This window comes from Thiobacillus sp. (assembly GCF_024708915.1).
Genome location: NZ_JANJXQ010000091.1, coordinates 1 through 7,554 on the forward strand (window position 1 = coordinate 1; position 7,554 = coordinate 7,554).

Annotated in this window: 10 protein-coding genes; 5 read left to right on the forward strand and 5 right to left on the reverse strand. The window is 65.3% G+C overall.

Translation table 11 applies throughout. The annotated features are described in order from the left end of the window. On the reverse strand, positions 1–279 hold a 279-nt coding region (locus Q0L94_RS07215), incomplete at its 3' end, for a superoxide dismutase family protein (RefSeq protein WP_296751838.1). A gap of 305 nt (positions 280–584) precedes the next feature. On the opposite strand from Q0L94_RS07215, the gene Q0L94_RS07220 reads away from it, so the two are divergent. The 5 genes from Q0L94_RS07220 to Q0L94_RS07240 all read left to right on the forward strand — a co-directional run bounded on the left by Q0L94_RS07220 (position 585) and on the right by Q0L94_RS07240 (position 4,684). Continuing rightward, the gene (locus Q0L94_RS07220) at positions 585–2,234 is read left to right on the forward strand and encodes an HDOD domain-containing protein (RefSeq protein WP_296751841.1); all 1,650 of its coding nucleotides are present in this window, start codon (positions 585–587) and stop codon (positions 2,232–2,234) included. A gap of 73 nt (positions 2,235–2,307) precedes the next feature. After that, positions 2,308–2,772, forward strand: coding sequence for a cytochrome C (locus Q0L94_RS07225; RefSeq protein ID WP_296751843.1), 465 nt, complete (start codon positions 2,308–2,310; stop codon positions 2,770–2,772). A 64-nt stretch (positions 2,773–2,836) separates the two neighbouring features. After that, positions 2,837–4,279, forward strand: coding sequence for a D-alanyl-D-alanine carboxypeptidase/D-alanyl-D-alanine-endopeptidase (gene dacB / locus Q0L94_RS07230; RefSeq protein ID WP_296751846.1), 1,443 nt, complete (start codon positions 2,837–2,839; stop codon positions 4,277–4,279). After that, on the forward strand, positions 4,276–4,494 hold the full coding sequence (locus tag Q0L94_RS07235; RefSeq protein WP_296751847.1) for a hypothetical protein: 219 nt from the start codon (positions 4,276–4,278) through the stop codon (positions 4,492–4,494). The genes dacB and Q0L94_RS07235 overlap by 4 nt, the downstream gene beginning before the upstream one ends. Continuing rightward, positions 4,481–4,684, forward strand: a complete 204-nt coding sequence (locus Q0L94_RS07240; protein WP_296751850.1) for a hypothetical protein — start codon at positions 4,481–4,483, stop codon at positions 4,682–4,684. The genes Q0L94_RS07235 and Q0L94_RS07240 overlap by 14 nt, the downstream gene beginning before the upstream one ends. A 17-nt stretch (positions 4,685–4,701) precedes the next feature. Here Q0L94_RS07240 and Q0L94_RS07245 read toward each other — a convergent pair whose 3' ends face one another. From Q0L94_RS07245 to Q0L94_RS07260, 4 genes are all read right to left on the reverse strand, one after another. Beyond that, entirely contained in the window at positions 4,702–5,244 is a 543-nt protein-coding gene (locus Q0L94_RS07245; RefSeq protein WP_296751852.1) for a glycine zipper 2TM domain-containing protein, read from the reverse strand. A 63-nt stretch (positions 5,245–5,307) separates the two neighbouring features. Further along, positions 5,308–5,895 carry a phosphoribosyltransferase family protein gene (locus tag Q0L94_RS07250; protein WP_296751855.1) on the reverse strand — a complete coding sequence of 196 codons (588 nt, stop codon included), beginning with the start codon at positions 5,893–5,895 and terminating at the stop codon, positions 5,308–5,310. Positions 5,896–5,905: 10 nt separating this feature from the next. Next, positions 5,906–7,369 (reverse strand): 4-hydroxy-3-polyprenylbenzoate decarboxylase, encoded by a 1,464-nt coding sequence (gene ubiD, locus Q0L94_RS07255; RefSeq protein ID WP_296751858.1) that lies wholly within the window; start codon positions 7,367–7,369, stop codon positions 5,906–5,908. Positions 7,370–7,374: 5 nt separating this feature from the next. Beyond that, positions 7,375–7,554 (reverse strand): flavoprotein (locus tag Q0L94_RS07260; protein WP_366799322.1); only part of this gene is annotated, 180 nt, incomplete at its 5' end.

Genomic DNA, 7,554 nt, shown 5'->3' on the forward strand with positions numbered 1-7,554 from the left:
AGAGTCGCAATTACCGTTGGTGTGGATGTGGAAACCGTGCTTCCCGGGGGTCAGTCCGCTCACCCGTCCTTCGATGTGCACGCCCTTGCCGGGCATTTCGCTGAACGTGAGCTTGCCCTCGACGGCGCTGCCGGACTTGGCCTGCAGTTCCGCGACCGCGGTGAGGTTGCCGTGCGCATGCTGCGCCAGGGCATTCAAGGGCACCGCCGGCATGGCCGCCGCCAGGACCAGGGCGGCGAACCGGGCGATACCGGCCGCAGGCTTGTTACGATGATGCATGGTTTTCTCCCTTTGAATAATTGAGATGGATTCAAGAATACTCCGTCTGCAAATCGGGCGTATCGGCGCACTCCCGTTACATTGCTACCATTCGGCATGAGCCGTATCTACGCCGTCTCCGGGCCGTTCGGCCCCGGCCCGGACGGGGCGGCGAGGATGAAATAAAAACCGCGGCGCTCTGGATAAATCCGCTCCGGCGCCGATTCCTTCAGCAGGGGCGGCAATGCGGTCACCTGTTGTTCGCCGGGTTGTGGCCCGGTCTCATGTCTAAAACAAAAAACAGCATGTCGAATGTGAACCCAAAAATGACGAACCTTGACGATGGCGCGCCAGCGGGCGGCGACGTCAGGCAAAGCGCACTGAATGTCCTGCTGCGGCGCATGCGCATCGAAAGCGATTTTCCCGCCTTGTCCGAGGCCATTGGCGCCATCAACCGCATCGCCTCTTCGGACCGGGAGGGGGTCAACGAGCTATCCAACAATATTCTCAAGGACTTTGCGCTGACCAATAAGCTGCTGCGGCTGGCCAATGTGGCGTTCTACAACCAGGTCGGCGGGGGATCGATCAGCACCATCTCGCGCGCGGTGGTGATTCTCGGTTTCGACGCGGTGCGCTCGATCGCCCTGAGCCTGATCCTGTTCGACAACCTGGAGAACAAGGCGCACGCGCAGCAGCTGAAGGAGGAATTCGTCAAGGTGCTGTACGCCGGCATGCTGGCGCGCGAGATGGCGGGCAAGGCGCAGGTGAAGGATGTGGAGGAGGCGTTTATCGGCGCCATGCTGCACAACCTGGGGCGCATGCTGGCGATGTTTTACTTCCCGGCGGAGACGGCGGCGATCCGGCAGCGGGTCGAGGCCGAGGGCCACAGCGATGCTCGGGCCTCGACCGAGGTGCTGGGGGTGTCGTTCGAGAATCTGGGGATGGGCATAGCCAGGAGCTGGGGCTTTCCGGATCAGCTGGTGCAGAGCATGAAAAAGCTGCCGGGAGGAACGCTTAAGCCCTGCGCGAACAATACCGACCGGCTGCGCGTGCTGGCGGGCTTTTCCAATGAATTGTGCGAGGTCATCCTCAGCACGCCGGACGACGATCGCGGCAAGGCCCTGGCCAAACTCACGGCGCGTTTCTCCGCCGCCTTGCCGGTGCCGGAGGAACAGCTTTCCGGGGTGATGGAAAAATCCATGCAGGACATCGCCCAGTTCGCCCTGGCGGTGAATGTGAACCTGAAACACAGCGCTTTCGCGCAACAAGCGTCGAAATGGGCCGGGATGGCGGTGGCGCCGGCCGCGGCGCCGCCTGCGCTGGAAGCAGATGCCGACGCGCCGCGGGACGGCGTGTCCGCCATCGAGACCGAGCTGAGCAGCAGCGTGCTTCACGAATACGCCGCGATCCTCGATGCGGCGCCGGGCGAAGATGGCGGCAAGCCGCAGCGCAGCAGCGAGGAAATTCAGTCCGTCCTCACCTCGGGTCTGCAGGACGTCGGCAATTCGCTGATCGACGACAACATTTCAATCAACGATATTTTGCGCATGATCCTCGAGGCCATGTATAGCGGCATGGGTTTCGCGCATGTGGTGTTGTGCATCAAGGATGGCCGTTACAATACCCTGCGCGGAAAATTCGGTTTCGGCGACGGCGTGCAGAACCTGATCAAGGCATTTGATTTCTCCCTGGCGGGGCAGCCGGATGTGTTTCTCGTCGCGCTGCAGAACAATGCCGACATCCTCATCACCGACATCGACGATCCTAAAATCGCGACGCGGATTCCGGCGTGGTACCGGCAGAACGTGCCGGCGCGCACGTTCGTGTTGTTCCCGATCATCGTGAAAGGCAAGCCGATCGGCCTGATCTACGCCGACCAGCCCGATCCTGGCGGTATCATGATTCCCGAGAAAGAACTTGCCCTGCTCAAGTCGCTGCGCAACCAGGCGGTGCTGGCCATCAGGCAGTCGCTGTAAGCATCACGTGCCCAGAGCGGGAACGAAAGCGCCCCGGGTCGCCGGGATTTTATTCACATGCAAGGAGACGACCATGAAATCCGCCCCTTCCTTATTTCTTGTCACGCTGCTGCTCGGCGGCGCCGCCCTGGCCGACGATGACGACGACGACGTGACTTACCGCAAGGACATCCGCCCGCTGTGGGAGCAGAAGTGCATGGCCTGTCACGGCGAAGGCTCCCCTTATCTGGCCGAATTCGATGAAAACAAGGACAAGTACGAGAAGCTCGCCCGCGGGCCGCGCATGGATACCTACGCCAATCTGGTGACCTTCGTCGGCTGGCCGGACAGCGGTGCCCTGATGCGCCGGCTGGACGATGGAAGCAACACCAAGGACGGCGAGCCCGGGAACATGTATCAACACCTGGGCGCCGACGAGCGGGAGCGGCAGAAAAACCTGGCCTTGTTCAAGGCCTGGGTAGGCGAGAAGGGCTGGGTGCTGAAGCGCTTCGACGAGCTTAGCCGGAAAGAGCTTGGCAGGATGCGGGTCGCCGAATAGGCAGCGGACGCCGCTACCGCCGCGGGGCGTAAAACCGCACAGCGGAATTCGGCATAATGGCGGGATGCCGTCTACCCGAATCGCCTCCCGTTTTTTCGCCGGCCTGCTGTTTGCAGGCCTTGTTGTTTCTGCCGCTGCTGCCGAACTGCCCGCCGCTTTCACCAGCGCGCTGAAGCAGGCCGCCATTCCGCTCGATCACGTGGCAGTGGTGGTGCAGCCGCTGGAGGCGGCGCAACCCGTGCTCAGCCACAATGCCGATGCGGCGCTGAATCCGGCTTCGGTGATGAAGCTGGTGACGAGCTTCGCGGCACTCGACCGGCTGGGTCCGGAATACGCGTGGACGACCGATGTCTGGGCGGACGGCCCCATCGTGGACGGCGTGCTGACGGGCGATCTCGTCGTCAAGGGGTACGGCGACCCGACCCTGACGCTGGAGCGCATGTGGCTGCTGCAGCGCGAGCTGCGCACACGCGGGGTGCGCCATATCCGCGGCAATCTGGTGCTCGACCTCAGCCATTTCGAGTTGCCGCTGTTCGATCCCGCTGCCTTCGACGGCGAGCCGCTGGCCTTGTACAACGCCGCGCCGGGGCCGCTGGTGGCCAACTTCAACGCGACGACGCTGCGCCTGCAGCCGGGCGAGCGCGACGTGTCGATCGTGCCGGACATCGCATTGCCGGGGGTGACGCTGATCTCGCAGCTGGTGCTGGAGGAGCGGGCGGCATGCAATGGCTGGAAGGACGCGATCGCACCGTCGATCGCCGGGGGCGGACGCCGCGTGCTGGTGCTGCGCGGGCAATACGCGCGCGGCTGCGGCGAGCAGACCCTGTCGCTGAACCTGTTCGAGCCGGCGGCCACCTTCGATTTCATTTTCCGCGGGCTGTGGGCGGAAGCGGGCGGCACGCTGAGCGGCGCGACGGTGCCGGGTCTGCCGCCTGATGCGGCACCGCTGCTGAGATTCGCTTCTGAACCGCTGGCCGATGCGCTCACCCGCCTGAACAAGCATTCCAATAATCTGATGGCGCGCAACCTGTACCTGACGCTGGGCGCGGAAGCCTACGGCGCACCCGCGACGCTGGACAAGGGCGCGCGGGCGGTGCGCGAAACGCTGGGGCGGCGGGGGATCGCGACCGCCAAGCTGGTGCTGGAAAACGGCGCCGGCCTGTCGCGCATCGAGCGTATCAGCGCGGATGCATTGAACCAGCTGTTGCGCGCAGCCAGCCGCAGCCCGCTGTCCGCCGAATTCGAGTCGTCGCTGCCGATCGTCGCCATCGACGGCACCCTGAAACGCCGCTTCAACGGCAGTTCGCTCGCCGGCAGCGCGCACCTGAAAACCGGCACCCTGCGCGACGTCAGCGCTTTGGCTGGATACGTGTTTACCGCCAGCGGTGGGCGCGTCAGCTTCGTGATGCTGGTCAACCACGTCAATGCGCGCCGCAGCGAAGCCGCGCAACGCGCGCTGCTGGAGTGGGTGCAATCCGGCGAGGCGGCCAGCGGGGCGGTGCAATGACCTCCGGTTGCCGCGCGACGGGGCTGTTTCTGGTTCTGCTGGCGCTGTTCCAGTCGTTGCCGGTGGCCGTGGATGCCTGGCAGGCGCGACAGTGGCCGGGCACGGCGGCGGAATGGTTGCGGCTGTCGCTGTTGCCGGGCGCGCTGTGGCTGCATCTGCGCTACTTCGGCATCCTCGGCTGCCGCCGGTGCGGGGACGACGATGAATTTCGATAAGGTGCCCGAGTGGGTGAGATGGCTGGCGCAGGATGCCGACGGTGCCTGGTGGGGATATGAAGCCGAGCCCAACAGGCAGGATTACGGCTGGTACGAGAATGAAGTGGGGCGCATCGTGCGGCTGGCGCAGGCTGCGCCGCCGGACGACTGGGAAGCCACGTTGAGGCAGTGGCCGCTCAAGCGCGGCTGACGCGCGGCATCGGCAAATCAGGACGCGGCGGGCGCGTTAAGCTGCAGCTTCCCGTCCTTCACCGGGATGCGCGCACCGGGCTCATGGTCCATGCGCACCTGGCTTTCTTCTTCACCCAGGCGATAACGCACATCGTAGCCGATGGTCCGGGTGTGCGATTCCTGCACGGTCCGGCAGCGCCGCTCGGTACGGCTGACGGTGTCCTTTTCCTGCATGTTCTTCTGCACCTGGTTGCCGGCGTAGCCGCCCGCCGCGGCGCCGGCGACGGTGGCCACGGTGCGGCCAGTGCCGCCCCCCACCTGGCTGCCGAGCAGGCCGCCTGCGACCGCGCCGATCGCAGTACCGGCGATGCGGTTGGTGTCCTTGACCGGCGCCTGTTCGTTGACGACCACGTCGTCGCATACTTTCTTGGGTGTTTTCGTGGTTTCGGTCACCGGCTTGACGGCCAGTACCTCGGCAAATTCCGGCTCCGGATTGAATGCCTTGTAGCCGGCCACGCCGGCGATCGCGGTCACCGCGACGGCCCCGGCAATCACACCGGTCAACATTGATTTGTTCATGATTTTCTCCCGATCAGTTGAGGATGAAGGCTTGAAATGCTGCTCGAATAATAGCCTACCTGTTCAGCGTTCTGTCTGGTGCGCCGATTGCCCGCCAGGCTGCAACAGATCGATCCGGAAGCGGTCCTCGTACGGCGGAACGTTGCATTCAATGACGTCCGAGGGAGCGACGTCGAGGCGCACGCCGACGATGTCCGTGCGTACCGGCAGTTTCGCCGCGCCGCGGTCCACCAGCACAACGGTGCGGATTTCCTCCGGCTGCTTGCCGGCAAGGTATTCCACGGCGCGCAGCATGGAATGCCCGCGATACATGACGTCGTCCACCACCAGCAAGGCGTAGCCGGCGAGGTCGAGGCTGGCGTGGGCCGGATTTTCGGTCAGCCGGGTTTCCGGGTAGAGCAGCGTGAGATCGTCGGCGTAGCGCTTGATCATGAGATCGAGCCGCACGCAGTCGGCCAGGCCGTAGGCCTCGGCCAGCCGGGCCTGCAGCCGGTCGGCCAGCGGCGCGCCGCGCCGCAGAATGCCGACGATGGCAATCCGGGTGCGTCCGGTCAGCAGGCCGGCAGCCTGGCGCGCCATGTCGTCGACGATGGCGTCGAGCTGGTCCGTGCTGTAGAGGCAGGTGCGCCTGCCCGCGGGCTGGTCGGCCATGTCTGCGGGCCTACAGGCCGAGATCCGCCCACAGCGCGTCGACGCGCGCCTTCACCGCCGCATCCATGACGATCGGCGTGCCCCATTCGCGCGCCGTCTCGCCCGGCCACTTGTTGGTGGCGTCGATGCCCATCTTGCTGCCGAGCCCGGACACCGGGCTGGCGAAATCGAGGTAGTCGATCGGCGTGTTCTCCACCAGCAGCGTATCGCGCGCCGGATCGACGCGGGTGGTCAGCGCCCACATGACTTCCTTCCAGTCGCGCACGTCGACGTCGTCGTCGGTGACGAGGATGAACTTGGTGTACATGAACTGGCGCAGAAAACTCCACACGCCGAACATCACCCGCTTGGCGTGGCCGGGATAGGCCTTCTTCATGGAGACCACCGCCATGCGGTAGGAGCAGCCTTCGGGCGGCAGGTAGAAATCGGCGATTTCGGGAAACTGCTTCTGCAGCAGCGGCACGAACACCTCGTTCAAGGCGACGCCGAGGATCGCCGGCTCGTCCGGCGGCTTGCCGGTGTAGGTGCTGTGATAGATCGGATCGCGCCGCAGCGTGATGCGCTCGACGGTGAACACCGGGAAGGTTTCCTGCTCGTTGTAGTAGCCGGTGTGGTCGCCGTACGGCCCTTCCAGTGCGGTTTCATTGGGATGGATCACGCCTTCGAGCACGATCTCGGCGGACGCCGGCACCTGCAGTTCGCTGCCGAGGCATTGCACCACTTCGGTCTTGGCGCCGCGCAAGAGGCCGGCGAACTGGTATTCGGAGAGCGAGTCCGGCACCGGGGTGACGGCGCCGAGGATGGTCGCCGGGTCGGCGCCGAGCGCCACCGCGAGCGGAAACGGCTCGCCCGGATGCGCCAGTTGATGCTCGCGAAAATCCAGCGCGCCGCCGCGGTGTGCCAGCCAGCGCATGATCACCTTGTTCGGGGCGATCACCTGCTGGCGGTAGATGCCGAGGTTCTGCCGCTTCTTATGCGGGCCGCGGGTCACCGTGAGGCCCCAGGTGATCAGCGGCGCCACGTCGCCCGGCCAGCAGTGCTGGATGGGCAGGCGATGCAGGTCGACATCGTCGCCTTCGATCACCACCGCCTGGCAGGGCGCGTGTCGCACCTGGGCAGGACTCATGTGCCACAGCGATCGGACCATGCTGCCCAGTCCGGTCATGGCCTTGAGGCCTTTGGGTGCCTCGGGCTCCTTCAGTCGCGCCAGCAGTTCGCCGAACAGCCGCAGCTCGGTCAGACTGTTCACCCCCATGGCACGTGCCACCCGATCGGGCGTGCCAAAGAGATTGCCCAGGACGGGGATGCGGTGGCCGGTGGGGCGTTCGAACAGCAAGGCGGGGCCGGCGGATCGCAGCACCCGGTCGCACAGCGCCGTCATTTCCAGGTGGGGGGAGACGGGCTCCCGCACCCGGCGCAGTTCGCCGGCCGCTTCCAGCTGGGTGATGAAGTCGCGCAGGTCCCGGTAGGCCATGCCGCTCAGACGCTCTGCCGCAGACCGCTCCAGCGGTCGCTGAGCTGGTGGGGCAGGTCCAGCAGATCCATCACGCGGGCGATGCTGGCGTCGACCAGGTCCTCGATGCGCTGGGGGCGCAGATAGAAGGCCGGCATGGGCGGGCAGATGATGCCCCCCATCTCGGTGACCGTGGTCATGTTGCG